The following is a 22,557-nucleotide window of genomic DNA, read 5'->3' on the forward strand; positions in this document are numbered from 1 at the left end:
GAACACCTAGCGGATACGGCGCAAGGGTTGGACCTCGGTGAAATTCCATGTGCTGTGCTGCTCGAATCCTCCCCACCCAGCAGGTGCGCGCATCGTCACACGGATTCGGCCGCCGGCTCGAACGTCTGCTTCTGCGCGCGGGCATGTGTAACCTGCTGGTCCCCACCACTGGCGCAGGCCACCAGACTCCGTCCAGGCAGCACAGACCCGCCTCAGCGGTGCGTTGAACTCTCTGACCACAGCGACGTCATAGGTGCCGGGCATGCGAATCCCTTTCAGCTGCGATAGGCAACGAAGTTGGATGCTGGCGACTACATACGGCCGGCGGTAAGGTCCGGATCACCCTCGAAATCCGCGTCGCCTGGGTCCTGCACAGGCGCCGGGGAAACGGGCTCTTCAGCGGGCCTCCGCACGGAGCGCCACACGCTTACCCCTGCCGCGACCATGGTCAGCAGTCCGCCAATCCACCACCACTTCCGGGACGCCGGCTGTCCAGCCTTAACCAGAACGGGATCCGTTACGTTAGCAGCTGCTTGCGGTGTAACCCGCTTCAAACGTTCCTGGACCCGCGGAGTCAGTGTTTCGACCCCGCCCGCCAGCTCATCAGCGAGCCGATACAAGACGCCTGGAGGCGCGGAGATGCAGTTTCAATACCTGCCTCCAGCCCGGCCACCGCTCTCTGCAGTCCAGCCTGGACCCCTGGGGTGGCCCATTCCCTGCCCTTCGCCAGATGGTTCATGAGGTTCTCAGAAAGATGGTGGACCTGCTCCGTTTCGGTCTTCGGTGTTGCCATGCGCATGAATGCCTCCTGGGTCTGGTGGATGCCCATAGCCTACGGCGGGCAGCGGCGCGGAAACAGGGTGTATCGACTCCGTTCCTACCCTTTAGTGCATATTCGTCTGGCTGCCGCCGGTTGTACCAAGCCCCCCACAATCAGCCAGCGCAGGCGAAACTCTCGATTCTCTGGAAGGGACGGACATCAGGTCATCCGGGAGATACTTGTCAGGACCGGGCAAACGCACGACCCTGTACCGGCACCTCCCGCCTCGCTTCCCCTCGACTCTTCCGGAGATGGCCGCCGATGCCTGATGCTGCAACGCTTACCTTTGCCCTCACCTACGCCGGAACCCTGGCGGTGGCTGCTCTGATGTTCCTCGGCCAATTCGCTGCCTTCACCATCCTCCTGGCTCTAGCCGGGATAGTCAGGTTACTGACTCTCCCCGTACACGCGCTGGCACGGCGCGAGGATAAGTGAGCCGACAACGAACGCCGCACAGATGCCCCCGGCCTGGTCTGGAAAGAGCAGGGATGATACGGGCAGGCACGACACAGCGGCCAGAATGCCCAGGGGCATCGCGCGTCGCCCCCAAGGGTATCTTTGACACCGCGCCCGGCGGCGGGTCCCCCATCCGCCGGGCTACTGGCCGACGACATAAACGGCAGTCTGTCCACGAAACGGACTTTTCCGACAGGGAGCGAACCGCATGACCATGTGCGAGGGTGTGATTGAACAGCGCATCACGGTGCGGGCCACTGCCGGGCAGGTGTGGGCGCTGGTCAGCGTCCCCGGCTGGTTCCTCAGCAGCCACCCGGCAGCCCCTGCCGTGCAGAAGATCGATGAACGGCTCACTCTTGTCCACGATGACAGGGTTGGCCTGCGAGTCATCCGAACCCTGGAACTAATTCCACCGTCCTACGTCGCGTTCCGGTGGGAAGTCCCCGGAGAATCCTCGCTCACACCGACGCTGATTCAGTTCTGGGTCACTGAACAGAGCGCCGGCACGGTGCTGCTCAAAGTCAGGGAGAGCGGCTTCACCGCGCAGTCGGGCGAAGTCGATGAGGACCTGAGAACACTGGAAGACAACGAGAAAGGCTGGATGGGAGCTTTGGAAGGTGTCCGCCGCTATTTCGAATGACGAGCCAGGGAACCTCCCGCCCTGGCGGTCAGGCCGTTCTTCGGTCGGCGGCCCACCGTCATGCCGCCCCAAGGCGTGACCCCTCTCCGCGAATCCTTGACCATCTTGAGGCGAAAAACCGCATACACGAAGTGACCCCAGGTTCTCCAGTGAGATGGCCCCTAAGCGATATGTGTGTGGAGGAAAGCACCCGCAGGGCAGCCAGCGGTAAAATCCAGCCAGGCTCGGAACGGCCCGTGTTCGGGTGCTCTGCGCCCTGGGGGCGCCGGGCAACACCGACAGTTGCGGCGACCCAGATGTTGCCGGCCCAGGTCCGGTCGGGCCTGGACACACCTGAACTCCGGGCTGCGGGGTCTTAGCGGCTGGAACCGCGCAGGATCCCGGTGATCTCCCTCAGCGGGAGAACCGGCTGGCGGTACTCACGGGAGAGGATGCCCTGGACGGCGGCAGCGGCTTCCCCGTCCTCGGAGGCGGTGGCGTCGGCGGCGTGGATGACCCGGATGTTGTGCCCGAAGGCGTCTGCGGCTGTCTGCGCGATGCAGTTGTGGGTCGAGACGCCGGCGAGCACGATCGTGTCGACGTTCCAGTTCCGCAAGCGCAGCAGCAGGTCCGTTCCGAGAAAGGCACTGTCCCTGGTCTTCAGGAGCTGCGGCAATCCTTCGGTCGTGAGGCCCGGCACGAATTCTGCCTGTGCCGTGCCGCGGAAAATGAAACCCTGGTCATCCTCGAGCATGTTCAGCGTCCACGTGGATTTATCCTCCTCATGTTCCGTCTTAATCAGGAGCACGTTCACGTTGTTCTGCTTCGCTGCGGCTATCAGCGTGTTGCAGGCCTGGACCGTGTCCTCCTGCCGGCGTTCCAGGGACGGGTCTTCGAAGAAGGCTTTCTGCATGTCAATCACCAGCACTGCGATCATTTTCGTCCTCTCGTAAAGGTCGCCGCGGTCCGCCCGGGGTCCTGCAACCATCCTTCACTGGCAGATCCGGGCCCCCGGGTCCGGATCCGGACGTTGATCAAATTTTTGCCGCCTCGAAGCAGTCCCCACGATCCGCGCGCGGCAGCAAGGCCTCTCGGGGCTGCCAGGCGCGGCCAGTGCGTGCAGTGCGCCATGCGCAGCAACGGCGGGCATCAGAGACATATGGATGGCGGGGGCGGTCAGTAGGAGATGAATTCGACGAGTTCCCCTACCCTGTCTTCGGGGTAGTTGCGGGCGATGTCGGCCTGGCTGAGCATGCCGATGAGGTCGTGTCCGTCGATAACGGGCAGCCTGCGGACCTGGTGCTGCTGCATGGTTTTGATCGCTTCTTCGATGGAGTCGTCGGCGCCGATCGTTACCGGCTTGCCCTGACCGAATTCGCCCGCTGTGGCTGTGCGGGGGTCTCCGCCTTCGGCGAGGCACTTGATGACAATGTCCCGGTCGGTCAGCATGCCTTTGAGCCGGTTGTCTTCACCGCAGATGGGAAGGGAACCGACGTCCAGGTCCTTCATCTTGCGTGCCGCGGCGTCCAGGGTCTCTTTTTCGCCGACGCATTCGGCCCCGCCGGTCATGATCTCGCGTGCAGTGGTCATTGCCTTCTCCTTTGTCGGGGGGGCCCGGCACGACATGGGCCGTCCCGGGCTCCTACACCGGAACGGTGGCGATCCCATCGTTCCGGATTCCTATCGGGGTAGTTCCATCTGGAAGCCACAGTCGCAGCGCAGGACACGGGTGCTGAGGTACACGCCCAGAAAACTTGCTGCTGGAGTATCTGTTGTCACGGGCGAATAGACGCTGCGCAGTTCGGAGCCTGCGGCATGCATCGGCTCGCCGCAGTGGATGTACTGCCCGCCGAACTGCAGGACATCTGCTGCTGTGGAAGGTCCGGGCCGGTTCAGGATGGCCGCGACCTGCGAAACGGAAGCGTCCTGGGTATGAAGCCCCCCGCATCCCTCGCAGCTGTAGGAGACGACGACCAGCCCCTGTGCAGGTGATGGCAGGGGATCAAGGGAATGGATCAGGATGTGCTCGCCAGTTCCGCAACGAGTGCAATGCAAGTAGTCGGGATGCGGGTGACGGTGCCCTCCGAAGAGGTCTGGGTCGGAGATGGTCGACATTGACGGTTTCCTTTGAACGGGAGACCCCGGCCCGTCTGCGAAAGCCACTCTCCCGGCTTCAGGCTAAACCCGTGCCTGCTGCACTGGCAAGCACCGGGCATATACAGGGAACAGCCGAAAGCCACGGCCCGTACCCAGCCAGGTCGCTTCGGCTAGGACCATTGCACCAGTGGCCCAACCAGGGCCAGTTTCGCCGTGCCCTGTCCCGGAGTACGATCGCCTCAGGATGATAAGGCGATCGCTTCGCCGGGATGGGCCCGGTCGGCGGTGATCCCTTTGTCTTGATCGTCCGAAGGGCGGGGATGCTGGTGATGTGGGTGACAGTATCCAGGCTGCAAGGCAGCTTCAACGTTGTCAGCGGGCTCTGGCCGCTGCTTCACATGCGCAGTTTTGAGGCCGCAACCGGGCCGAAGACAGATGAGTGGCTGGTTCGAACGGTCTCGGGCCTGTTGATTGCCATTGGCATGGCCCAGATCCTGAGCCGGGACAACTCTCAGAACCTTGTTCCCGCCAAGCTACTGGGTATCGGAACAGCGGCCACCTTGGCGGCCATCGATCTGGTCTACGTGGCCAAGGGCCGGATCAACAAAATCTACCTCCTCGACGCCGCCGTCGAACTGTCTTGGATCCGCCACTGGCTAGGCAAGCCTTAACCCATGAGCACAGTTGATCCTGTTGGTGATCCGAGAAAGGTTTCACGATGACAGCAGAGAACCTCCCAGGCGAAGAACCGGGCCCAGCCGGGGATGACACGGACACGCGTGATCAGCTTCCCCAAGCTACGTCCCTTGCGCCGCATCCCGATCCCGAGGAGCCGAAGGGATACCCCGATATCGCCGTAAGAGAGTCCGCCGCGCCGCGGGAGGAGTCCGTTTCCGGAGAAGAAGAGGACTTCCTGAGCGGGTAACCCCAGCCGCTCGCGGGGCGGGGTCCGCCCGAAGCGAGGGTTCAGCCTGATGCTGCGCTCAGGGGTCCCCACACCCCTGGGGGTCGACGTGCACTCCTTGCAGGAGCCAGCCGCGCCTCAGTCGGGCTTCGCCGGGTGCGAGATACGGCGCTTGCGCCAAAAGAGCACCGCAGCGACCAGAGCCACGGCGACGATGCCGCCGATCACGTAAGGGGCGTATTCGACCCGTGTTTCTTTCGCTTCCCCGGTCTCGCCCGTGCCCGCGTCCACGGGGCTGCTGGGTGTTGTGGTTGGCGAGGAGGATGCGCTCAGGGAAAGCCCGTCCTGAAGCGGGGCGAAAACATTCTCGTGGGCAACCAGGGGTCTGGTTCCTATGGCCCACGTGCCGACCAGGGCAGGTGTAGCGGTCAGTTGAGCACTTCCGGCCAGGAGCAGCCCTAGGCAGCCGCGTAAGAATTTCTGGATCATGGTTTTCCTTTCGTGAACCGCGACGTCGTGCGTTACGTGGTGATCGGTTTACTTCGCCGGTAGAGCAGGCATCCGGCTGCGATGAGGGCCAGGCTGATGCCGAGGAAGCCCAGGTCCCACGCCAGCGGGCCGCCCAGGTCGTCCCGGACATGGTGGATTCCCAGCAACTGGTGGTTTATGAGGGCCTCCACAACGTTGAAGGAACCCCAACCCGCGAGGACCAAACCCAGATGGAAGTTCCAGCGCGGAGATAACCTGCCCTGTCGACGGGCACGGATGGTGAGAGCGGCAGCGATCAACACCAGCACCCACATGGCGGCGTGGAACACTCCATCGGCCAGGGTGTTCAGCTCAAGACCTGCCACAGTTTTCGTGTTGCCGCTGGAGGTGTGGCTCAGCAGGTGGTGCCACTGCAGCAGCTGATGCAGGACGATGCCGTCCACAAAGCCGCCCGCCCCCATCCCGAACACCAAAGAGGGGGCGACGGCCGGTGAACCTTCCGACCGCATGCCAGTCTCGCGTGACAATTTCTCCGACCCTTCCCCTCACGCACCTTCACCATGTCCCGTACCCGGCGTCGAAGGTTCTAAGCAGCCTTTGACCTCCTGTTCGCGTGGAGCGGCTCGACTGTCGCAGACCGTCGCGCAGCGGAGTCTGGTTCCGCGCCATCCGGGTAGCCCTCGGCTCTGCAGACAGGGGGTCCGGCGCTGGGGTGGCCAGCCGTTGGGCATGATCAACCGGTCTTGGACCATCCTCGACGATGCCTGGTTCTTTGCCGGGGAAGTTCCATTTTGTCATTTTCTCCCCTCCGTGAGGACGTTGAGGCTGTAGCTTCCCGGCCGGGGCGAGGCTGCCTGTGCCTGCCTTGCCCGACGCGGGCATCGGCGGCCGTCAGCAGGGCCTCCGAGGTGCCCGGTTATCGACTTGCAGGACCGCGGGTCGTCCGTCCTGGTTCTTGGGCTCTTTGAGTTGTTTCCTTGAGTTCCGCCTCCGCGGTGGCCTGGGTACCGTCAGCGGGTCCTCCCGCTGACGGAGGTCATCGAGATCCTTAGCGCCGTAGCCGCTGAGACATCTGGGGTTGTCAGGGCCCTGAACAGGCCCGCGCCCGGGAGCAGGCCGGTCGTCCGGCGTCATCTCCGCTAATTGCCACGCCGGGTTCCGAGCACTCGGTGTTCACCGCAGGGTTGAGCGGATCCTACTGGGCGGCAGTCCTGCGGGCGCTTTCTTCGACGCACAGGTCGTACCAGAACTCCGCGCTGAGGTGCGGAGTTCTGGTATCAAGATTCCGGTACAGGGCGTCCAACAGGCCTGCGAGCTCTTCAGCGGAAAGAGCCGGAATGACCCCTTCGGGTCCCCGGGGGTCGGTTGGCCGACTCGGACCCTAACGCCTCATAGACACCATAAACGAGGACCTGAACTGGCGGAACAGAACCGGTCAAACACCCGCTGAAAGCGTCGGCGCCGGATCCCGCCCCGCACCCAAAATGTGGGGAATACATTCCGGTGCCGCCGGGTTGACAGTGATCCACCGTGCCTACACAGACAGACCAAAGGAGAACGATCACGATGGCAATTGACTACGACGAACCAAGGCACGCTCCAGAGGATGAACTCACGGCGCCCCTGGAAGGGCTGAAGACGGAGAAGAGCCCGGCACAGCCGGTCATTGACGTCGACGAAGCAGAACTCGCCGACGACTTTACGCTACCCGGAGCCGACCTGTCCCACGAGGAACTCCTGGTCCAGGTCGTCCCGATCCAGGCAGACGAATTCACCTGCATGTCCTGTTTTCTGGTCCACCACCGCAGCCAACTGGCCAGAGAACAGGACGGCAACAAGTACTGCCTCGAATGCGAAAGTTAGGGCTCGCTCGGCCCCGGCTCATTCCGCGCCCCTAGTCCCGGCCACCGGGCGGATGCACGCCGAACTCCCGGGTGGGGGGACGAGTGGACTTAGTCGGCCGGGTCCAGGAGCTCTCCGCCGGCCCGCTGCCGGGCTTCGAGCTGGTGCTGCTCCAGCTTCGTTTCCGCATCCCGGCGGCGGTAACCAATTGCACGCAACTGACCCCTCGTGGGATGGCGGTGCTCCCGCTCCCACGCGTGATCATTCACGCCGGTACCGGGAACACCCGCGGCACCATACCCGTTCGCATTATGGCTCATATGCGGATCGTCTCACGAGCGCCGGGCCCGGGAGAAGCACCTGCGCCGAATAGTTACCTTCTCAGTGTTCCTCGCTGCAGGAGTCGTCTGACCGGATCCTGTGCACATCTCGTTTGGCCGCGGGCTGATCAACTCCTGAACAATCGGGCATCCGACAGCTCCAGGCAACCGTCCCAATCCCTAGTTCCGCCGTAGAAGTTGGGCAGGCCGACGGCGGCAGAGCCCCTGGTGACGTCCATCAGCCAGCAGTGGGTCATCCCCCAGCTCGTCGACGGTTCTGGCACTTCCCCCAGCGGAGTCGCACGGTCGGCCCGGTTGACCCCCTTCCCCTTCGGAACTGTCAACCGTCACCGGGCCATCAACGCGGCGTCGGCTTCGCCTTGAACGGGGTCTGCGTGTGGAAGTTGCTCAGGCGGTGGTATGGGCCGCAGCATCCAGCAGGACTCTGCGGAAGTTTCCGGCGCTGTTCATCACTGTTCTCTGCCGGCGCGCCCCGGTCCCTTCAGCCATGATCTGCCGGACGGTTTCCTCCACCAGGGTCCTGTCTCCACTTTCCGTCAGGACCGGCCGGATGTGATCCAGGAGGGCTTTCACACATGTTTCTGCCGGGTGCGGCCGGTTCAGTTCGGGATGGATCAGATCATCTTCGATTCCGAACCTGCTGGCGCGCCACGAGGCCAGGCGAAGCATTTCCGCAGGAACTGCCGGGGGCTGTTTCCCTGCCGCCCAGTCCCTGGCCGCCGTCTCAACCAAAGCACGCGCAATGGCGGCCACGGCAACAGCATGGGTGGAATCGGTACAGACATCTGGGACGCGGATCTCCACTGTCGGATAAGTTGCAGATAGGCGGGCGTCGAAGTAGATCATGGCACCGTCCAGGAGTACGTTGCAGGAAAGCAGCATCTCCACGAGCTCGTGATAGGCCTGTGCTGAACCGAAGATTTCTGTCGGGCCGGCCGTTGGCCACCGCCTCCAGACCTGATACCGGAAACTCGCATAACCGGTGTCCTGGCCCTGCCAAAATGGTGAGTTCGCGGACAGTGCGATCAGGATCGGAAGCCAGATCCTGATCCGGTCCAGAACCGCGACTCCTTCCTCCTCCGAGTCAACTGACACGTGGACGTGGTAACCACACATCAGCTGTTCCCGCAGTGGCAGCCCAAAACGCTCCTCCATGGCCCGGTAGCGCGGAGACCGGACCAGATGAGGCGATGTGGCAAGAGGGGAAGTTCCTAGGGCTGCAATCTTTGCCCCGAACATACGGGCCTGCCGGTCAGCTTCGGCCCTTCCGTCGCGAAGCGCAGCCGCGAGATCAGCCAGCCCGGCAAAAGGGGCGGAAACCGCCTCGACCTGCTCGCGCTGGACCTCCGTGGTCAGCGTATTGCCCGGCGCTACCTGTGAACGGCTGCCGAGCCCTCCCGTGACGTGTGTCGATTCCTCAGGTGCGCTGCCAGCTATAAGGCTTTCACCGATCGCTGCGTGCGCGCCCGTCCGGGCGTCAACAAGCAGAAACTCCTCTTCCACCCCGAAGCTACGCATGAGGCCAGTCTCCCCGATCCCTCGGCATTCACCAACGAATAAGACGATAACGGCCAGAACCCTCGATCCGTTTGAGGACTCCATACGCCTCCCCAAGAAGAGACACCAGCCATACACGTTCCACTGTCCTGGAAATGGGACTCCGGTGAGCTGCCTGGGGCCCATGCCGGTACCGCCAGCCCATTTTGTGTCATGCCGGCTGCGCCTAAGAGGCGCGTCGCCCCGGCCGATCTACGATTGCGGCGTGCCAGAGAAGCCACGAATGAACCCGCCAGGGAAACACCACCGGAAGCAAAGCCCGCAGCGTTTGTCCCGCGGCGGGTCACTCGACCGGTTCTGGCGGGTGTCGTGCCCGGGCAGCCGCAGGCGGTCGTGCACCGGGCCGCGGACCTTGCGTACACGCTGAACGTCAAGCTGATCTGCGTGTACGTGGACATCACGAGTTACCTCGCTGAGGAGCTGGACGACGGGCCGGTCGACGACGCTGAAGCCACCAGTGCCGGCATCCAGGAACACCTCGGGAACACCTTGAACGGCACCGGAATCCGATGGTCATTCCGGACGCTCTCCGGCGATCCGGCCAGGACACTGGGCCAATTTGCCGAATCCGCCGACGCCTCCTTCATCGTCGTAGGTACCCGCGAACTCGGTCTCGGAATCCGATTGGAGCAGCTGCTCGTCGGCTCCGTCGCCCTCGACCTCACACACCTCCAGCACCGGCCAGTTCTGGTCATCCCACTCCCCGCCAAACCGCCCCGGATGCCTGACAGTGAGTAGGTCACCGCTTTCCTGGTCGCCACAGTCGCCGTGCTCCTTACCAGGGAAGGCCGGAGCCGTGACCTGGTGTCGATTTCTAATCGTCATCACACCTGAACAAAGGTCTTCGGGGGCCCGGACCTGCTGGTTGTCCGGGGACGTGCGTATGAAAAGTGGATTGCTTTCTAGCCCCGGCCGCCGTTCAAAACACCACCCACTTGGCAGCCCGAAACGGCTTACTTGAGTTGTCGCTGTCGCCTCAGGCGCTGTCCGGATGAAGGTTCGTCCACGCTGGAGTGGCTTACAGTCTGGTCGACTCTAGTCGGCACGTACCTGACCCAAGCCGGTAGGCCCCTGGTTGTGCTGATCCTTCTTGGCGATGCTGTGGTGAGGTGGATCGGGGAGGTCAGGCGGTTGGACTTGGTGAGCTCACGGCGGTGTCCCTGGTAGCGTCCGGGTTTGCGGAGCGCCGGTAGCCCGTCGGGGAGACGCCGTAGGCCCTGGAGAATGCTGTGCTGAAGGTAAAGGCGTTGCTGTAGCCGACCTCGTGGGCGATGACGGCGGTGGTGGCGGAGCTGGTAACGAGTCTGTCTGCGGCCAGTGCCAGGCGCCAGGTGGTGAGGTAGGCCATGGGTGGTTGTCCGACGGCGGTGTGAAAGCGGGCGGCCATGGTGGCCCGGGAGACGTGCGCGCGGCGGGCCAGTTCAGCGACGGTCCACGGCGTGGCCGATTGCTCGTGGAGGAGGGCCAAAGCCCTGGCCACTATGGGATCGCGGGTTCCCGCGGCCCAGCTGGGGAGTTCATCCCCGGCCCGGTTTACGCTGACGCGCACCAGGTGCAGCAGCAGGAGGTCAAGGACGCGGTCCAAGGCGCTCTCGTGCCCCAAATCCGTGTGGGTCAGCTCGTGCTCGAGCAGGTTTAGCAGGCCGGGGTCGGTCTCGTGTTCGTCGAAGACAGCAACCTGGGGTAGGGCAGATGTGGCCAGCTGGCCGGCCGCGGCCGCCGTTTGGTATGTAGCTATCAGCAGGACTGTTTCCCCGTGCGGGCTGTTGCCCCAGGTCCGCACGCCCTGGGACATGGTGAGCTCCAGGTGGTCTCCGGCCGGGGTGTGGCAGGACTGTCCCGGGCCGATCACCACGGTGGGCGGCCGGCCCGGCGAATCCGCCACCACATAAGGGGCGGGGCCACGGACGGTCGCGGACTCTCCTGGACGCAGAGACCGTGGAGGGCCCCCCTCGGCGATGATCCAGGCGTGTCCGCGGACCGGCACGATCACGGTCAGGGCGGCCTCATCCTGGACATCGATGGCGAACGGCGGATCCATGACCACCCGCAGGGAAAATGCTGACTGCGCCCGGGGCCCGGTCAGGAACTGCGAGAAAGGGTCCATGCTTCCAATCCTAGACCCTGGCGTATCTGAAATGGATTTCCGGGCATTCAAGGTCCAGCCTCTTTGGGGCAGTCTGGGTTTATGACCTTCCTCAAAGCACCTGCCCCTGTCCTTGTCACCGGTGGAACGGGCCGTACCGGCGTCCGGCTCGTCCGACGCCTCAGGGACCGCGGCGTGGCGGTGCGGACCGGCTCCCGACGCGCCCCGCCCCCTTTGACTGGCACGACTCCACCACCTGGCGACCGGCCTTGGAAGGGATCCGGGCCGCTTATCTCTGTTACAGCCCGGACCTGGCGTTCCCGGGGGCATCGGGGCTGATTGCCGATTTCGCCGAAGCTGCCCGGGACGCCGGCGTTCAGCGGCTGGTGCTGCTGTCCGGCCGCGGCGAGGACGGGGCACGGGCCGCCGAGGAATCGGTGCAGACCTGCGGGCTGGAGTGGACAGTGCTGCGCTGCTCCTGGTTCGCCCAAAACTTCAGCGAACACTTCCTGCTCGGCCCGGTGCGACGGGGCAGGCTATTACTGCCGGCGGACGGAACCGTAGCCGAACCCTACCTGGACCTGGATGACCTCGCCGACGTCGCCGCCGACGCCCTCACCAGTGACCGCCACGTCGGGCGGCTGCTGGAACTGACCGGTCCGCGGCTGCTCATCCTTCAAAATGTCGCAGCCGAACTGTCGGCCGCCATTGGACGGCGGATCGAATTCGTTCCCTGCACAGCGGAGGAATTCGCGGCCGATCTGGCCACTGACGGCATTCCTGCCGAAGATGCCCTGCCGCTGGCGGGACTCTTCACGGAGATACTCGACGGGCGGAACGCCTCCTCAACCCGCGATCTGGCCCGGGTCTTGGACCGAACCCCGACCGACTTCGGCGTCTACGCCGCCCGTACCGCCGCTTCAGGGCTATGGGCAGCGCCCGTGAGAGCGGGCCTCCGGTGAGCGGCTGGTTGCCGGTAATAGCCGGTACCGGGTCCGCGGTGGCAGGGGGCTTCTATCTCGCTTTCTCCGCGGTGGTCATGCCCGCCCTACGCCGCCGCCCAGCGAAGGACGCCATCGCAACCATGGCCGCCATCAACGAGACGGCTGTACGGCCTCCGTTCATGATCCTGTTCTTCGGCACGGCAGCCGCCTGCGCGGCCGTCGCGGTCGCCGCCGCCACCAATCCGCTGACCCACTCCCCAATGAGGGCCGCCGGCGCAGCCGCATACCTGGCAGGGTGGGCCTCCACCATGCTGGTGAATGTGCCACTGAACAAGCGTCTGGCCACGCATGGCGGTTCCCAGCCGGACCTGCAGTGGAGCCGATTCGAGCAATCCTGGACCCGGGCCAACCTGATCCGCTTCGGACTCTCGATCGCAGGCGCGGTCGGACTCCTGATCCCAGTTCACACAACACCTTAGGCCCGATATTGAGCATTCCGGATGAGGCCGGTCAGAGCGCAAGCGGTGAACCATCGCTTCCATACCGGTCCGGTCACCCCTGAGCATCTGGCACTGATGGAGTCCGCACAGCCGTTCACCGCTCGAGCCGTTCCTTGTATGCTCTTTTCCCGGCGTTCCGTGGCTTTGCCCGGCATTCGTGTGTTTGGCCGAAGGGGACGTCGCGGCTGACGGTGTAGTTCGTGTAGTAGTGCTGGGTGACCAGTATCCCGTGGCGGCCTTCCATGATGGCGTGCCGGCGGGCGATGTCCACGGCGGTGCTGAGGTCGTTTTCAATGGTGCGGGGGTCGTGGGCGGTGATTTCCAGGACGAGGTCAGAGTGGCGTTTGATCATGGTGGGTTCTTTCTCTGTGGGTTCAATGCCGGGGTATGTGGCGGACGCCGCCTCCTGCCGGGCACGCCCGGGAGGGTAAGGCTGTCATGTGAGAGAGGGTTGCCCGGCATTCTTTGATGGGGCTGTAGCCGGCAAGGGGCCGGCTGTCGGATCGGCGGAAGTATGTCCTGCGGATCTGTAGTCCGTGTGGATGATCAGGTGCATCGGGCGCAAGGATGTGGCACGTGAATCTTTGGTGTCGGCGAACTCTCGCGGATGCCCCGCCAGTAGAGGACCGTAAGATCGGCGGCCAGGAAATAGCCAGTGTGAGCCCGGTGCGGGCTCACACTGGCAGGCGGCCGGACTGTGGATCCTGGGTCGCGCGACCCAGTACGCACGAAGTTGAGCATTCCGTGTGCGGGCGTTCAGGGTGGCAGGGTTCTGGCTCGTAATTTCCAGGAGGTGCGGCCGCAACCTTGCAGATGGTGGGTGGGGGGCTCAGGCGGCCGCGGTCGTGGCCTGAGCACTGGGAGTGGCCTGGAAGCGGTTGATGTCGAGTTCGGCCATGTCCAGGAGTCGGCGGCCTCCGGTCAGATTATCGGTGATCCAGAACAGTCCGTGATCTGGGGCCACCTCTGGGACGCGTCCGCGATGGACCAGAACAGCCTGGTACGTCGCCTCGACTTCATCGCCGAGGTTTAGTTCCAGGCAGGAGGTAATGGCGATCTTTTTCGTTGCAGTCATGCCGGGTCCCCCCTGAGGTATCTGATGCCCGCCGTATGCGGCATCGAGATGGACGCCACGTGTCCGGGGCCCGACTTCGATTGTGACCGCTAGGTTCCCGTTGGAAGTCGTTCCGGCCCCGGGAGGTCCGGTAGGGCCCGCACGGGGCAACGCAACACCCCCTCGTCCGGACCAGGTCAAGGAGTTGGCGGGTGCCGGTCCGGGCGTCCAAAATCCACACGAGTTCAAGGTCGGGGATGACGGTGAGGATCCGACCGCGGTAGAGGAGCGTGTCCCCGTACCGGGCTTCAAGGCGGTCACCGGGGCGAAGCTCCGAGCAACTGTGCACGACGGACGGAAATCTGGTCATGGTCCGGTCCCTTCACCAACTTACTCCGGTCCTCTCAGTGTTGGGGTGGTCCGGTTGCCCGGGCATTTCCGGGGCATGACTTCTTGGTGTCCGATCAAAGCAGCAGTATTCGCCCGCCAGTCCTGATCTCTCTGGCGAACGCAGACCGGCGGCTGAACATCCTCACGTCGTTCCGGTGGCCGGATAAGTCCCTTTGCCCGCCGGCACCGGCGGCAGGCTGTCAGGACACCTGTGAATGAATCGTTCCGGGAGCCGGACCCAGTGAAGGGACCGGGCGCTACTGTGATCGGATGAAGTTCTCGGAGGCGGAGACGCTCATCAATGCCTGCAGCTCGACGGTGTGGACCGTCCTAACGGACGCTGCGAATCTGACCGCCTGGAATTCGGGGAGTACTGAGATCGCGGGAGACATCCGTAATGGCGCCACTATGAGGGTTAGGATGCAGGCAGCGGTGAACGCAGAGTCCGGCTGCGTGTACAGCAGCTCCCGGGAGAGGTCATGCGATGGGAAACCGGTCTTCCGCCGGGGCTTCTCACCCGCGTCCGCACTTTTGTTCTTACCCCTGAAGACACGCTGACCGGGCTCCATGTAAAAGAGGTCCTCAGCGGGCCTCTGTTTCGGTTCGTACCGGGGGCGCGACCGGCGTCGGAGCAGTCTCTTGGTTCGTTCGCCGAGGCGGTCCGGACCCGTGCCGAGCTGCTCGACCGCCGGCTCTGAACGGGCCGTCGACTGAGCGTGCCTTCTTCCTAATCCGGGGAGAGCCAAACTCCGGTCATTCGGGCTCCGCTCTCGTCCACTCGATAGCTATATAAGAGCGCTGTAGCGTTTAGGTGCGAAGGCCCGCCTGTCCCCCATGGGCGGGCCTTTGTTTCCCCACCGCGGATCCGTGTCCCTTAGCCGCACCACGGCGTGGTTCGACTGGGGCACGGTGCAGAGAAATCTGAATCTCACACCCTCGGCATTCACCCACGCCCATACTGACCCTGACTTATACGGGTTTATTCGCCGGTCAATGCAAACCATTGTTCCCTTCCGCCAATCCCGCGCGGACGACGGGCACCCCTCCGCGGGACCTGTCCGACTATTAGACGAAGTGCGTGCGTAAATGGGTGCCGGGGTAAATGGATTCGATGATCCCGCGGCTAGGTCCCGCAATTTGATGTGGCGGGAGCCGGAAGCTTTTCTCAGGATGGACACCGCCGATTCCTGGCTGCATCGGTTCTGAGCCCATGATGATGCCGACGGCGATGTCTATCGCGGTTCGACTCTTCATCGCCGCGTCCAGGTTATTCTTCGCATCCTGAAGCTGTGCCAGGCGCAACTCCAGCCTAAGTATCTTGGCTGACTGCTCACCGAACAGCTCGGCCCGCGAGAGGTCCTCGCCGCTGAACCCGTGCGCGCGTGAGGAGTAGACGTTCAAGGCCGCAGAGGATTCTCCCTCCAGTGGAAGGGGGACACTTAGAATTGAACGGACTCCATGCGTGATGACAGCTCGGGCATACTCGGGCCAGCGAGGTTCTTGTGCAACGTCGGGGACGTGCATGGTGGCCCCGGTCCGCATGGCCGACAGGCACGGTCCGTCGCCAAAGGCGTACTGCAGTTCATCCATCTTCCTAACCCACGGGCTGTTGCTCGCAACCGTCACGGGCTTTTTATGGCGCACGACAATGATGTTGCAGTAAACCTGCGAGCCAGGCGGGGCAAGGAGCGAGGCGGAGAAGACAGCGAGGTCCTCGAAGAATTCCTCAGCATCTGACGTTTCCAAAACCAAGTCCTGAAGCCGGGAAGCCACACCGTTCTGAAGCACTGCGGGGATGGGGGAAGCATTCATTTCAAGTCACAACAAGGTCCTTCAACCGCCCGTGGATCTGCGGTGCGAAGACGCCCACTACCAAACGCTTCCCTTCCAGCGTACATTCGCCGATCCCTACCGGAAACGAAGGAGTTCCATCATCGTAGAGCGGAGGATTGAGACGGAAGGTTCTGGCCATGAATAGGCCTGACGGGAACAGAAACAGACCGGGCGGTCAGGGTGCCGGCCCGTGGGACCGGGGTTGCTGGCCCGGGGTGAAGAGCCCGGCAGATGCGGACCCCCGACTGCCGGTCCCATTCGGTCCGCGGCTTGAATCCCCAGGTTTAGGTACTCCCCCGCCCGGCCCGCTGTCGGCTTCGAATTGGTGCTGGCCCAGCCTTTTCCGCATCCCGGCGGCGGTATCCGATTCCACGCAACCGACTCCTCGAGGCATAACGATTCTCCCGCTCCCTCCGGGTCCTCTGCCCGGAGTGCGGGGAAGGGATGGCGCACCGGGAGCCGTTGTATAGTAAGTAGCCTTATGACTTGAGAGAAACAGCGCCGCAACGCACTGGAAGGAAAAGGGTATGGTGGCGGAATCGCCGGGCTCCATCAGTACTGACGTGGTCGGCGATCGCTACCGGCTGGCCGAGGTGGTCGGCCGCGGTGCGATGTCGTCCGTCTACCGGGCACAGGATGAGAATCTCGGCCGGGACGTGGCATTGAAGCTCTTCGTGCCGCAGGCCCCCGACGCGGATGCGCTCAAACGTCAGGAAGCGGAGATCATGCTGCTGGCAACCCTGAATCATCCCAGCCTGGTGACCCTGTTGGATGCCGGCATCGACACCCGCGTCCCGGATGAGCCCCGGCCGTTTCTGACGATGGAACTGGTCGAGGGCCAGGACCTGCGCAGCCGGATCAGACACAGCGCAGTCCCCTTGGACGAACTCGCCGTCCTGGGAGCAGGGATCGCCGACGCACTGGCTTATGTGCACGGCCTGGGCATCATCCACCGTGATATCAAGCCCGGCAACATCCTCCTGGTGCAGATCCGCCCCGGGGAGCCACTGCGGGCAAAGGTCACCGATTTCGGCATCGCACGGATCGCCGATTCAACCCGGCTCACTGCTACGGGGGCAATGGTCGGCACCGCCGCCTACCTCAGCCCCGAACAGGCCATGGGTTCACCCCTCAGCCCCGCCACAGACATCTACTCACTCGGACTCGTCCTGCTCGAATGCATCAAACAGGAAATGGAGTACCCCGGCAGCGCCGTCGAATCCGCCGTGGCCAGATTGCACCGCGCCCCGACCATTCCCCCGGATCTTCCGGCCGGGTGGGCCGACCTGATCCGCTCGATGACCTCCATGGAACCGGGGGAACGCCCCACCGCGGTGGACATCGAAACGGCGCTGCGGCAGGCCCTTGTCTCACCCGCATCCACTCCCGGGGGCCTGGCCCCGGAAACCACGCGTGTGCTGCCGGGCAGGCCGTTCAGGGCGCCGTCCGTTCCCCCAGACCTGCCAGTCGGCGAAGTGCCGGCCAGTCCAACCAACGACGACTCCAACAGCAACGATTTTACCAACGCCCCTCAGCCGCCGGGGTCTTACGCACCTCATCCAAGGATCATCCGGGAACCACACCGCCGCATGCCGTCCCGTCTGCGACAGAACCTCCGGTTGCCCGCACTCACGCTGCTCCTTCTTGCCCTGGCAGGCGGGGCAGCCGTACTCACGGCAAGCCAGGCCCCACCATCCACAGCCGAGACCACGACCTACCCGGCAGTGACCGGCACGCTCGGTGACCACCTCCAGGAACTGCAGAAGAGCGTGGCACCATGACCATGTTCCCCTCCCTAAGTCAGCGCACCGGAGCCTGCATGGTTATCGCCCTGGTGCTGGCGGGCGCACTCACCGGCTGCGGCCCCGACGATACCGGCCTGCAACGCGACACCGCCCACCAATTTCAGGAACACGTGCTCGGTGTCAGTAAAGCCGCGGCCGCCAATGATCACGCGGCAGCGCTCACGGGCCTGGACGCACTGGAAGCTGAGGTGGCATCCGCAGCCGACAGCGGTCATATCTCCGAAGACCGGCGCCGCCGCATCATGACCAACGCGGCCGCCGTCAGGGCCGATCTCACGACGGTAATTAATGCAGCCGCTGAAGCCGCCAAAGCAGCAGAGGAGGCGTCCGCCGCCGAGGAAGCTGCAGCCGCAGAGGCAGCGAAAGCCCAAGCTGACGCTGAAGCGGCAGCGAAAGCTGCCCAGGAAAACACGGCACCGGTTAACCTCGCCCCCGCACCGGCCCCGGCACCGGATCACGGGAAAGGCAACGAGGGCAAGGGCAAGAACAGGAAAGACTAACAGGGAGCAGGCGTGGTGCCGGCGGGTCAGTTGCTTCAGATTATGACAGAGCCCTGTTCCGTGCGGCTGCTGGTGCGGCTTCCTCCGTAGGCGTCCACCCGGCGAGTCCTGGCGCCAGGACGGCGGCCTGGTTGACCGCGAAGTCAATGTGGCGTAGCAATGCCGTCACGCCAAAGCCGGCTCATATCGGAGGGCGACCAGACAATGCCCAGGCCCCCGGATCGACCCCAGACGAAGAGTAATGAGTGAATGCATGTCTACTGATGGAGAACCCCTGAATAACCCCGCCAGGGAAACGCTGCCGGAAGCAAAGACTGCGGCCTTTGTCCCGCGGCGGGTCACTGGACCCGTTCTGGCAGCTGTCGTACCCGGGCAGCCACCTGCAGTCGTGCACCGGGCCGCGGACCTTGCGTACACGCTGAACGTCAAGCTGATCTGCGTGTACGTGGACATCACGAGTTACCTCGCTGAGGAGCTGGACGACGGGCCGGTCGACGACGCTGAAGCCACCAGTGCCGGCATCCAGGAACACCTCGGGAACACCTTGAACGGCACCGGAATCCGATGGTCATTCCGGACGCTCTCCGGCGATCCAGCCAGGGCCCTGGGCCAATTCGCCGAATCCGCCGACGCCTCCGTCATCGTCGTGGGTACCCGCGGACTCGCTCTCGGAATCCGGCTGGAGCAGCTGCTCGTCGGCTCCGTCGCCGTCGACCTCACACACCTCCAGCACCGGCCGGTTCTGGTTGTCCCGCTCCCAAGGCAAAACCAGCCCGGGTAGCTTCCCTGACTGAAAACCGTCACTTTGCGTTCACCATTGACCGGACTGGTAGGAACGTCGACGTCAAAGCATGAAGTCAGCCTTTGCGTTCGCACTGGATACCTAAAAGTGATCATCATGCTTACTATTGACTGGCGTTAGGCACATCGGTGTAGGAGCTGCTCACTGGGGGCAGTGGCGACCGTGCCGGAACTGGAGTTCGCATGAGCACTGAACAGGGTTTGAACCCGCTGACCGATGAAGAACTGCTGGCACAGGGCGGCACAGCGCTGCCTGACAAGGAAGTGGCCTCCGTGCTGGACCTGAACGCCGATCTGGACCTCGGCATTAACGCCGCGGCACCTATCGACCTGGCGGTCGCGGCCAACGCCAACGTCGCAGCCCCGATCGATGCGGCTGCCTCGGCGAACATCCTGTCCTACGGGTCCGAGGCCCAGGCCCTTGCCGATCAGGGAGTGATCATCGACCAGGGCATCACCGCCGATGCAACGGCTGACTCCACGCAGGACAGCGTCATCGATCAGGGCACGGATACAGCTGGCGGTGAGGCCGGAACCGTGGACAGCGGCACCGGGGCTGTCGGTAGCCCGGACGGCGGGCTCCTTCCAGATGATGGAGCTACAGATGTCGGCGCCTTGCCGGTGGATCCGTCCGCGGCACTGGACGGGGACCTCCTGAACGTCAATGTCGATCTTGCCGCCCAAGCGGACATTGCCGCCCCGATCAACGGTGCTGTCGCGGCGAACGCCAACGTCGCAGCACCGATCGACGCCGCCGTCGCGGCGAACATCGGCTCCATCGACAGCGATGCGTTCGCGGTCGCCCAGCAGGACGCCATCATCAGCCAGAACATGGACGGCGAGGCCACCGCCTCCGCTGACCAGCAGTCCGATCTGCGGCAGTAAAGTCCGGACACCACTTCCCACATGAGCAGCCTTTAATGAGCACTGTGCACGGCGGGCCGTCCCGGATGGACGGTCCGCCGGTCTCTAACGCGTCCGCCGGACCCGGCACCCTCACTTCGCCCGATGCACGCCTGCCTGAGATTCCGGTGCAGGCCAATGGCGTGGAGCTGATCGGTGAGACGAAGGGCTCGGGCTACCGCGAGCCCCCTTCACTGGTCCGCAGGGCTGACGGCCAGGCCATCGCTCTGACACGCCTGCTGTATCTGGTGCTGGAGGCCGTCGACGGCCATCGGACCACCGGTCAGATCGCGGACCATGTCAGTGCCCGCTTCGGGAAGCTGGTCAGCGAGGACAACGTCCGCACGCTGGTGGCCTCCCAGTTGCTGCCGCTGGGCCTGCTCCGGCTGGCCGACGGTTCACAGCCCGAGGTGAGGAAAGCGGACCCGCTGCTCGGGATGCGCTTCCGCTACATCGTGACCGATCCGGAGCGTACCCGCCGGCTCACGGCCCCGTTCGCGGTGCTTTTCAATCCGCTGATCGTGGTGGTCGTGTGCACGGCGTTCATGGCCGCATGCTGGTGGGTCCTTATGGTCAAGGGGCTCGCCTCCGCAACACATGATGCGTTCGCTAAGCCGGGGCTCGTCCTGCTGGTCCTGGCCGTGACCATTCTGTCCGCGGGCTTTCACGAGTTCGGCCACGCCGCGGCCGCGCGCCGTGGTGGCGCAACACCGGGCGCCATGGGTGCCGGCCTGTACCTGATCTGGCCCGCGTTCTTCACCGACGTCACCGATTCCTACCGACTGGGCCGGGGCGGGCGCCTCCGCACCGACCTGGGCGGGCTGTATTTCAACGCCATCGTGGCCGTTGCCATTATGGGCCTCTGGTGGGCCACCGGCTTTGACGCCCTGTTGTTGGTGGTGGTCACCCAAATCCTGCAGATGATCCGGCAACTGCTCCCACTGGTCCGGTTCGACGGATACCACATCCTGGCCGACGCCACCGGCGTCCCGGACCTCTTCCAACGCATCAAGCCGACCCTGCTGGGGCTGGCGCCGTGGCGCCGGACGGACCCCGCGGCTAACGTCCTCAAACCCTGGGCGCGGGCCGTAGTCACCGCCTGGGTGCTCATCACCGTGCCGCTGCTGGCCCTCAGCCTGGTCATGATGGTGCTTTCGCTGCCTCGGCTCCTGGGCACCGCATGGGCCAGTGTCCTGGCGCAGCAGTCCGGGTTGTCCCAGGCCCTCTCTGCCGGGGACATCGCCGGAGCCGCGGTGCGCGCCCTGGCGATCGCCGCCGTCGCCCTTCCTATCGTCGGCATTGGCTACGTCCTGATCCGGCTGGTTCGGCAGTTGACCGCCGGACTCTGGCAGCGCACCCGCGGCAAGACCTTGCAGCGGGCCGCGGCGATGGCCGCGGTCGCCGCGGTGACCGCAGGACTGGCCTGGGCGTGGTGGCCGAGCCCGGACACCTACCGGCCGGTCCAGCCGTACGAACGCGGCACCCTGACCGACGCCACCACAGCCCTGTTTCCGGCGGCGCCGTACACTGCGCTGCAGGAAGGCGGAACCGGGAACACGGTGGCGCTCTGGCCGGCAGGAGCGGTGAAGCCGACCCGGGAAAACCCGCAGCTCAGCATGGTCCTCGTACCCCACACCAGTCCTGCCGACGTGGGTGCAGAGAGGGACACCACGGCCGGTTCAGCCACTGCTCCGTCATGGGTATTTCCGTTCAACCAGCCCACTCCCCCATCCGAAGACGGCAACCAGGCCCTCGCGGTGAACACAACGGACGGCTCCGTGGCCTACGACGTGGCCTTCGCACTCGTGTGGGCCGAAGACGGCACACCCGTGGACACGACCAACGAGGCCTACGCCTTCGCCAGCTGCGCCGACTGCGCCGCCGTGGCCGTCGGCTTCCAGGTGGTGCTCATCGTGGGCCAGGCCGACGTGATTGTGCCGGAAAATCTCTCTGCCGCCGCCAACTACAACTGCCTCCGCTGCCTGACCTACGCACTGGCCACGCAACTGGTCCTTACCCTGGACGGACCGCTGAGCGAGGACAGCACCGCCAGGCTCGACGCGCTTTGGGCCGAGATTGCCGAGTTCGGGCGGAACCTGCAGAACATCCCGCTGTCCGACATCCAGGAACGCCTCAACACCTTCAAAGACCAGGTCAAGCAGCTGATCCAAAGCGATCCGAGCGCCACCAAAGGCGCCGGCACGTCCCAAACGCCCACCACAACAACCGCCCCGGCGCCCGGCCCAACACCGGGCTCGAGCCAGCCCCCCTCCCCACGCACCACCGCCCCCGGTTCCGGTTCCGTGCCGACGGGAACGCCAGCAGCGGAGCCCACCACCGGCGGCAGTCCACCGGACAGCAGCTCCACAGAAGAAGTCCCGGCCACCACTGAAACCGCCCCGGCCACGACACCCCCGGGCCTCCCATCGCCCGCCCCGACCACAACTGGAAGCTGAAGTCACTTCCTGGGCATCCGCCCCGAGAACCCTGACTTTGACACATAGCGGGCTGGAGCTGACTGCGGCGGTGCGCCCGGACACGCTGGGCACAGCCTTACTCCATGTTTGGGGTCGCCAAGTGTGAGCTTTTACAGGACAACAGGCGTTCACCGCGTCC

26 protein-coding genes are annotated in these 22,557 nt (G+C 64.4%); 13 read left to right on the forward strand and 13 right to left on the reverse strand.

From position 1 onward, the window contains the following. Window positions 1-6: 6 nt before the first annotated feature. Both GUV69_RS23130 and GUV69_RS22925 read right to left on the reverse strand, forming a co-directional pair. Entirely contained in the window at window positions 7-264 is a 258-nt protein-coding gene (locus tag GUV69_RS23130; protein ID WP_244292615.1) for an SRPBCC family protein, read from the reverse strand. Between the two features lie 310 nt (window positions 265-574). Continuing rightward, window positions 575-799, reverse strand: coding sequence for a hypothetical protein (locus GUV69_RS22925; RefSeq protein WP_208786580.1), 225 nt, complete (start codon window positions 797-799; stop codon window positions 575-577). Window positions 800-1,081: 282 nt separating this feature from the next. Here GUV69_RS22925 and GUV69_RS04860 point away from each other — a divergent pair, with 282 nt between their 5' ends. Beyond that, window positions 1,082-1,255, forward strand: coding sequence for a hypothetical protein (locus GUV69_RS04860; RefSeq protein ID WP_164200252.1), 174 nt, complete (start codon window positions 1,082-1,084; stop codon window positions 1,253-1,255). Window positions 1,256-1,484: 229 nt separating this feature from the next. Then, window positions 1,485-1,916: an SRPBCC family protein gene (locus GUV69_RS04865; RefSeq protein WP_164200253.1), complete on the forward strand. Its 432-nt coding sequence runs from the start codon at window positions 1,485-1,487 to the stop codon at window positions 1,914-1,916. A 355-nt stretch (window positions 1,917-2,271) separates the two neighbouring features. Here the strand turns inward: GUV69_RS04865 and GUV69_RS04870 are convergent, their stop codons facing one another. From GUV69_RS04870 to GUV69_RS04880, 3 genes are all read right to left on the reverse strand, one after another. Further along, window positions 2,272-2,832 (reverse strand): cysteine hydrolase family protein, encoded by a 561-nt coding sequence (locus GUV69_RS04870; RefSeq protein ID WP_164200255.1) that lies wholly within the window; start codon window positions 2,830-2,832, stop codon window positions 2,272-2,274. A 239-nt stretch (window positions 2,833-3,071) separates the two neighbouring features. Continuing rightward, complete coding sequence (locus GUV69_RS04875; protein ID WP_164200257.1) at window positions 3,072-3,485, reverse strand: CBS domain-containing protein; 414 nt, start codon at window positions 3,483-3,485, stop codon at window positions 3,072-3,074. A 90-nt stretch (window positions 3,486-3,575) separates the two neighbouring features. Beyond that, window positions 3,576-4,010: a hypothetical protein gene (locus GUV69_RS04880; protein ID WP_164200259.1), complete on the reverse strand. Its 435-nt coding sequence runs from the start codon at window positions 4,008-4,010 to the stop codon at window positions 3,576-3,578. Window positions 4,011-4,327: 317 nt separating this feature from the next. Here GUV69_RS04880 and GUV69_RS04885 point away from each other — a divergent pair, with 317 nt between their 5' ends. After that, entirely contained in the window at window positions 4,328-4,663 is a 336-nt protein-coding gene (locus tag GUV69_RS04885; protein ID WP_208786581.1) for a hypothetical protein, read from the forward strand. A gap of 47 nt (window positions 4,664-4,710) precedes the next feature. Continuing rightward, window positions 4,711-4,917 (forward strand): hypothetical protein, encoded by a 207-nt coding sequence (locus GUV69_RS04890; protein WP_164200261.1) that lies wholly within the window; start codon window positions 4,711-4,713, stop codon window positions 4,915-4,917. A gap of 117 nt (window positions 4,918-5,034) precedes the next feature. Here the strand turns inward: GUV69_RS04890 and GUV69_RS04895 are convergent, their stop codons facing one another. Together GUV69_RS04895 and GUV69_RS04900 are read right to left on the reverse strand one after the other, a co-directional pair. After that, a complete protein-coding gene (locus tag GUV69_RS04895) occupies window positions 5,035-5,385 on the reverse strand; it encodes a hypothetical protein (protein WP_164200263.1) in 351 nt (116 codons plus the stop codon). Between the two features lie 32 nt (window positions 5,386-5,417). Further along, on the reverse strand, window positions 5,418-5,912 hold the full coding sequence (locus tag GUV69_RS04900; protein ID WP_244292616.1) for a DUF2243 domain-containing protein: 495 nt from the start codon (window positions 5,910-5,912) through the stop codon (window positions 5,418-5,420). Between the two features lie 1,039 nt (window positions 5,913-6,951). Here GUV69_RS04900 and GUV69_RS04905 point away from each other — a divergent pair. Further along, a complete protein-coding gene (locus tag GUV69_RS04905; RefSeq protein WP_164200265.1) occupies window positions 6,952-7,248 on the forward strand; it encodes a DUF4193 domain-containing protein in 297 nt (98 codons plus the stop codon). Window positions 7,249-7,337: 89 nt separating this feature from the next. Here the strand turns inward: GUV69_RS04905 and GUV69_RS04910 are convergent, their stop codons facing one another. Then, a complete protein-coding gene (locus tag GUV69_RS04910; RefSeq protein WP_164200267.1) occupies window positions 7,338-7,547 on the reverse strand; it encodes a hypothetical protein in 210 nt (69 codons plus the stop codon). A 408-nt stretch (window positions 7,548-7,955) separates the two neighbouring features. Continuing rightward, entirely contained in the window at window positions 7,956-9,086 is a 1,131-nt protein-coding gene (locus tag GUV69_RS04915; protein WP_164200269.1) for a glutamate--cysteine ligase, read from the reverse strand. Between the two features lie 237 nt (window positions 9,087-9,323). Here GUV69_RS04915 and GUV69_RS04920 point away from each other — a divergent pair, with 237 nt between their 5' ends. Beyond that, window positions 9,324-9,863 (forward strand): universal stress protein, encoded by a 540-nt coding sequence (locus GUV69_RS04920; RefSeq protein ID WP_348272262.1) that lies wholly within the window; start codon window positions 9,324-9,326, stop codon window positions 9,861-9,863. Between the two features lie 385 nt (window positions 9,864-10,248). Here the strand turns inward: GUV69_RS04920 and GUV69_RS04925 are convergent, their stop codons facing one another. After that, window positions 10,249-11,232: an AraC family transcriptional regulator gene (locus GUV69_RS04925; protein ID WP_164200272.1), complete on the reverse strand. Its 984-nt coding sequence runs from the start codon at window positions 11,230-11,232 to the stop codon at window positions 10,249-10,251. A gap of 248 nt (window positions 11,233-11,480) precedes the next feature. On the opposite strand from GUV69_RS04925, the gene GUV69_RS04930 reads away from it, so the two are divergent. Both GUV69_RS04930 and GUV69_RS04935 read left to right on the forward strand, forming a co-directional pair. Beyond that, window positions 11,481-12,173, forward strand: a complete 693-nt coding sequence (locus tag GUV69_RS04930; protein ID WP_208786582.1) for a Rossmann-fold NAD(P)-binding domain-containing protein — start codon at window positions 11,481-11,483, stop codon at window positions 12,171-12,173. After that, window positions 12,170-12,634: an anthrone oxygenase family protein gene (locus GUV69_RS04935; RefSeq protein WP_244292618.1), complete on the forward strand. Its 465-nt coding sequence runs from the start codon at window positions 12,170-12,172 to the stop codon at window positions 12,632-12,634. Before GUV69_RS04930 ends, GUV69_RS04935 begins: the two co-directional genes overlap by 4 nt. Window positions 12,635-12,749: 115 nt before the next feature. Here GUV69_RS04935 and GUV69_RS04940 read toward each other — a convergent pair whose 3' ends face one another. From GUV69_RS04940 to GUV69_RS04950, 3 genes are all read right to left on the reverse strand, one after another. After that, complete coding sequence (locus GUV69_RS04940) at window positions 12,750-13,007, reverse strand: hypothetical protein (protein WP_164200276.1); 258 nt, start codon at window positions 13,005-13,007, stop codon at window positions 12,750-12,752. A 477-nt stretch (window positions 13,008-13,484) separates the two neighbouring features. Then, window positions 13,485-13,730, reverse strand: coding sequence for a hypothetical protein (locus GUV69_RS04945; RefSeq protein WP_164200278.1), 246 nt, complete (start codon window positions 13,728-13,730; stop codon window positions 13,485-13,487). A gap of 1,434 nt (window positions 13,731-15,164) precedes the next feature. Further along, window positions 15,165-15,845, reverse strand: coding sequence for a GAF domain-containing protein (locus GUV69_RS04950; RefSeq protein ID WP_244292619.1), 681 nt, complete (start codon window positions 15,843-15,845; stop codon window positions 15,165-15,167). Window positions 15,846-16,459: 614 nt separating this feature from the next. Between GUV69_RS04950 and GUV69_RS04955 the strand changes: the two genes are divergently transcribed. The 5 genes from GUV69_RS04955 to GUV69_RS04975 all read left to right on the forward strand — a co-directional run bounded on the left by GUV69_RS04955 (window position 16,460) and on the right by GUV69_RS04975 (window position 22,397). Next, window positions 16,460-17,713: a serine/threonine-protein kinase gene (locus tag GUV69_RS04955; protein ID WP_164200280.1), complete on the forward strand. Its 1,254-nt coding sequence runs from the start codon at window positions 16,460-16,462 to the stop codon at window positions 17,711-17,713. Beyond that, on the forward strand, window positions 17,710-18,237 hold the full coding sequence (locus tag GUV69_RS04960; protein ID WP_244292620.1) for a hypothetical protein: 528 nt from the start codon (window positions 17,710-17,712) through the stop codon (window positions 18,235-18,237). Before GUV69_RS04955 ends, GUV69_RS04960 begins: the two co-directional genes overlap by 4 nt. Before the next feature lie 253 nt (window positions 18,238-18,490). Continuing rightward, on the forward strand, window positions 18,491-19,018 hold the full coding sequence (locus GUV69_RS04965; RefSeq protein ID WP_164200282.1) for a universal stress protein: 528 nt from the start codon (window positions 18,491-18,493) through the stop codon (window positions 19,016-19,018). A gap of 203 nt (window positions 19,019-19,221) precedes the next feature. Next, window positions 19,222-19,923: a peptidoglycan-binding protein gene (locus GUV69_RS04970; protein WP_164200284.1), complete on the forward strand. Its 702-nt coding sequence runs from the start codon at window positions 19,222-19,224 to the stop codon at window positions 19,921-19,923. Between the two features lie 35 nt (window positions 19,924-19,958). Beyond that, window positions 19,959-22,397, forward strand: a complete 2,439-nt coding sequence (locus GUV69_RS04975) for a hypothetical protein (RefSeq protein ID WP_164200287.1) — start codon at window positions 19,959-19,961, stop codon at window positions 22,395-22,397. Window positions 22,398-22,557 lie beyond the last annotated feature (160 nt).

The organism is [Micrococcus luteus] ATCC 49442 (assembly GCF_010367585.1).
Classification (GTDB): Bacteria; Actinomycetota; Actinomycetes; order Actinomycetales; family Micrococcaceae; genus Arthrobacter; species Arthrobacter luteus_A.

Bases quoted from the DNA above. Each gene is read 5' to 3' on its own strand.
- GUV69_RS23130 (WP_244292615.1), bottom strand. From the start codon at position 264: ATGCCCGGCACCTATGACGTCGCTGTGGTCAGAGAGTTCAACGCACCG.
- GUV69_RS22925 (WP_208786580.1), bottom strand. From the start codon at position 799: ATGCGCATGGCAACACCGAAGACCGAAACGGAGCAGGTCCACCATCTT.
- GUV69_RS04860 (WP_164200252.1), top strand. From the start codon at position 1,082: ATGCCTGATGCTGCAACGCTTACCTTTGCCCTCACCTACGCCGGAACC.
- GUV69_RS04865 (WP_164200253.1), top strand. From the start codon at position 1,485: ATGACCATGTGCGAGGGTGTGATTGAACAGCGCATCACGGTGCGGGCC.
- GUV69_RS04870 (WP_164200255.1), bottom strand. From the start codon at position 2,832: ATGATCGCAGTGCTGGTGATTGACATGCAGAAAGCCTTCTTCGAAGAC.
- GUV69_RS04875 (WP_164200257.1), bottom strand. From the start codon at position 3,485: ATGACCACTGCACGCGAGATCATGACCGGCGGGGCCGAATGCGTCGGC.
- GUV69_RS04880 (WP_164200259.1), bottom strand. From the start codon at position 4,010: ATGTCGACCATCTCCGACCCAGACCTCTTCGGAGGGCACCGTCACCCG.
- GUV69_RS04890 (WP_164200261.1), top strand. From the start codon at position 4,711: ATGACAGCAGAGAACCTCCCAGGCGAAGAACCGGGCCCAGCCGGGGAT.
- GUV69_RS04895 (WP_164200263.1), bottom strand. From the start codon at position 5,385: ATGATCCAGAAATTCTTACGCGGCTGCCTAGGGCTGCTCCTGGCCGGA.
- GUV69_RS04905 (WP_164200265.1), top strand. From the start codon at position 6,952: ATGGCAATTGACTACGACGAACCAAGGCACGCTCCAGAGGATGAACTC.
- GUV69_RS04910 (WP_164200267.1), bottom strand. From the start codon at position 7,547: ATGAGCCATAATGCGAACGGGTATGGTGCCGCGGGTGTTCCCGGTACC.
- GUV69_RS04915 (WP_164200269.1), bottom strand. From the start codon at position 9,086: ATGCGTAGCTTCGGGGTGGAAGAGGAGTTTCTGCTTGTTGACGCCCGG.
- GUV69_RS04925 (WP_164200272.1), bottom strand. From the start codon at position 11,232: ATGGACCCTTTCTCGCAGTTCCTGACCGGGCCCCGGGCGCAGTCAGCA.
- GUV69_RS04940 (WP_164200276.1), bottom strand. From the start codon at position 13,007: ATGATCAAACGCCACTCTGACCTCGTCCTGGAAATCACCGCCCACGAC.
- GUV69_RS04945 (WP_164200278.1), bottom strand. From the start codon at position 13,730: ATGACTGCAACGAAAAAGATCGCCATTACCTCCTGCCTGGAACTAAAC.
- GUV69_RS04955 (WP_164200280.1), top strand. From the start codon at position 16,460: ATGGTGGCGGAATCGCCGGGCTCCATCAGTACTGACGTGGTCGGCGAT.
- GUV69_RS04960 (WP_244292620.1), top strand. From the start codon at position 17,710: ATGACCATGTTCCCCTCCCTAAGTCAGCGCACCGGAGCCTGCATGGTT.
- GUV69_RS04965 (WP_164200282.1), top strand. From the start codon at position 18,491: ATGTCTACTGATGGAGAACCCCTGAATAACCCCGCCAGGGAAACGCTG.
- GUV69_RS04970 (WP_164200284.1), top strand. From the start codon at position 19,222: ATGAGCACTGAACAGGGTTTGAACCCGCTGACCGATGAAGAACTGCTG.
- GUV69_RS04975 (WP_164200287.1), top strand. From the start codon at position 19,959: ATGAGCACTGTGCACGGCGGGCCGTCCCGGATGGACGGTCCGCCGGTC.